The sequence below is a fragment of the Shigella sp. FC1967 genome (genome assembly GCF_001743005.1).
GTDB lineage: Bacteria > Pseudomonadota > Gammaproteobacteria > Enterobacterales > Enterobacteriaceae > Proteus.
The window spans coordinates 1-1,800 of sequence record NZ_MIIZ01000933.1; the positions used below are offsets into that span (position 1 = coordinate 1).

General features: G+C 54.3%; 3 protein-coding genes. All 3 read right to left on the bottom strand.

Annotated features, from left to right (window positions below; all coding sequences use genetic code 11):
• On the bottom strand, positions 1-444 hold a 444-nt coding region (locus BHE89_RS16130; RefSeq protein ID WP_128860629.1), incomplete at its 3' end, for a hypothetical protein.
• Entirely contained in the window at positions 441-1,310 is an 870-nt protein-coding gene (locus BHE89_RS16135; RefSeq protein WP_021293848.1) for a 3'-5' exonuclease, read from the bottom strand. The genes BHE89_RS16130 and BHE89_RS16135, both read right to left, overlap by 4 nt.
• 4 nt (positions 1,311-1,314) lie before the next feature.
• On the bottom strand, positions 1,315-1,800 hold a 486-nt coding region (locus BHE89_RS16140), incomplete at its 5' end, for a tyrosine-type recombinase/integrase (protein ID WP_171742522.1).

The window sequence follows — 1,800 nt, forward strand, 5'->3', positions numbered from 1 at the left end:
GGCATCAGAAGGGGTAACTTTCCATGCGTTGGAGAGCTGGCGAACTGCGAAGACTGCGAGCTCCATACGGTCGTCATCATTGATGAAATTCTGGAGCTGGTTTCCTCGCTCGCTCAGGATGATCGCAACACCGGCCTTGCCGTTGTTGTAAACCGCAAAGCTCTTATTCTTCGAGTCCCCGTGATAGGAACCCTCAGCCTTGCTACGCAAGCCAAAGAGAACGCTGCAAAACGCCGTCAGTTCGCCACGAGTGAGCTGCACCGTGATCTTGCTTTTCCAGTCTGGGCTGGACCCCGAAGCCCTGATCGGCGCAATCTCGATGCTGACCGTAGGATACTCACCTCTGGTTAGCGTGTGTTGCACATTCAGGCCGGTGCGTTTCGCGGGGTCCTTCTGCCAGTCTGAGAAAAATTTGATGCTATCGCCGTAGGATTGTTCTGTCATTCCAAATTACCTTTGCTTTGAAGCTCCTGGAGCTGGACCACGAGGTCACGTTGGACTTTGGCTATCTCTGTCACCAGGTCGGCGGTGGCAATAGCGTCGGTCGCTGCTGAATGGGCTCGACCTTTCCAGCTCACACCAGCCTCGCAGGTGGCATCAGCAAGTGATATTGTGCCGTGCCGGTTGGTTGAGCCAAAGGCATCAGCCGCCAGCTTCATCGCGCATAGACAGTTCTGCTCTTGCCACCAAGAGAGTTGGTCTCCAAATGCACTGGCTGTTTGCCTCAACATCCTGCTGTCGAAACTGGAGTTAAATATCACCAGATGACGGCCCGACAAAAGCCGGGCGAGAGCTGGCGCAACTTGATTCCACGTAGGCTCATTCGACAGCTCTGCCTCGTTGATACCATGAACACCCATTGCCTGAGGGTCAATTTCCACGGTTGGCCGCAATCTGGTGCAGAGGAGAACAGCGCCTCTGATGTCTGTAACAGCCAGCTCGATCACCTGGTCTCTTTCACCAAGTCCGGTCGTCTCGGTATCGAGTACCAGAGGTTCCAGAGCGACCCACCTTTGTGCCAAGACAGAGGCCTTTGCTAGGTTGCTACGCATTCTTGCCTTGACCGAAAGGATGGATTGCGCCCGTATTTGCTTTTGTGATGCCGGTGAACAGCCCCTTCTCCGCATTGGTTGGCAATCTGCTATCCGGTACACTCCAAATTGGCCGCCATACCCGTTTTTGTAGAACGAAACTGGCTCTACTCCTGGCTTAGGCTTCATCCGAAATTCGTCCCTGAGCCGTCCTTTTGAAAAGCACCTATCGGCTTTCATGGCTTCGGCTCTGGCAAGTTCGAGTTCTTCATCATTCATGCTGTTAATCCGCTATATCGAGGCGTTGGCTTGCTCTCTTCAAGCGCTCATCGCCGCGCCTGTCATATTTCTGGGTAGTTGCAATGCTTGAGTGGCCCATTGCGTCCTTCACGGTCACAATATCCTCACCGTTATCCAGCATCGAGGAGGCAAAGGTGCGTCGCAGGTCATGGGGCGCAAACTTCTCCAGACCGGCTTCTACTCTTCTGGTCTCCAAGATGTGGTAGATGGCCTGATCCGACATCCGCTCTCCAGTCACATCATCAAACCGCCTGATCCTCGGGAATAAAGGCCCTTCATGCGTTCCTCGAACCTCTTCAACCCACTTATCCAGTCTTTTCCATGCGCCACCAGGCACATACGCCATTCTCTCTTTGTTGCCCTTGCCAAGGACCTTGAGAGCGCGGTCCTTGTAGATCATGCTTTCCATGTCCAGCGCAACGATTTCCGAGCGGCGCAAGCCGCACCCGAGGAGCACCCCGAGAATGGC

Excerpts from the sequence above, each read along its gene's own strand:
- BHE89_RS16135 (WP_021293848.1), bottom strand. The coding sequence starts at position 1,310 with ATGAATGATGAAGAACTCGAACTTGCCAGAGCCGAAGCCATGAAAGCC.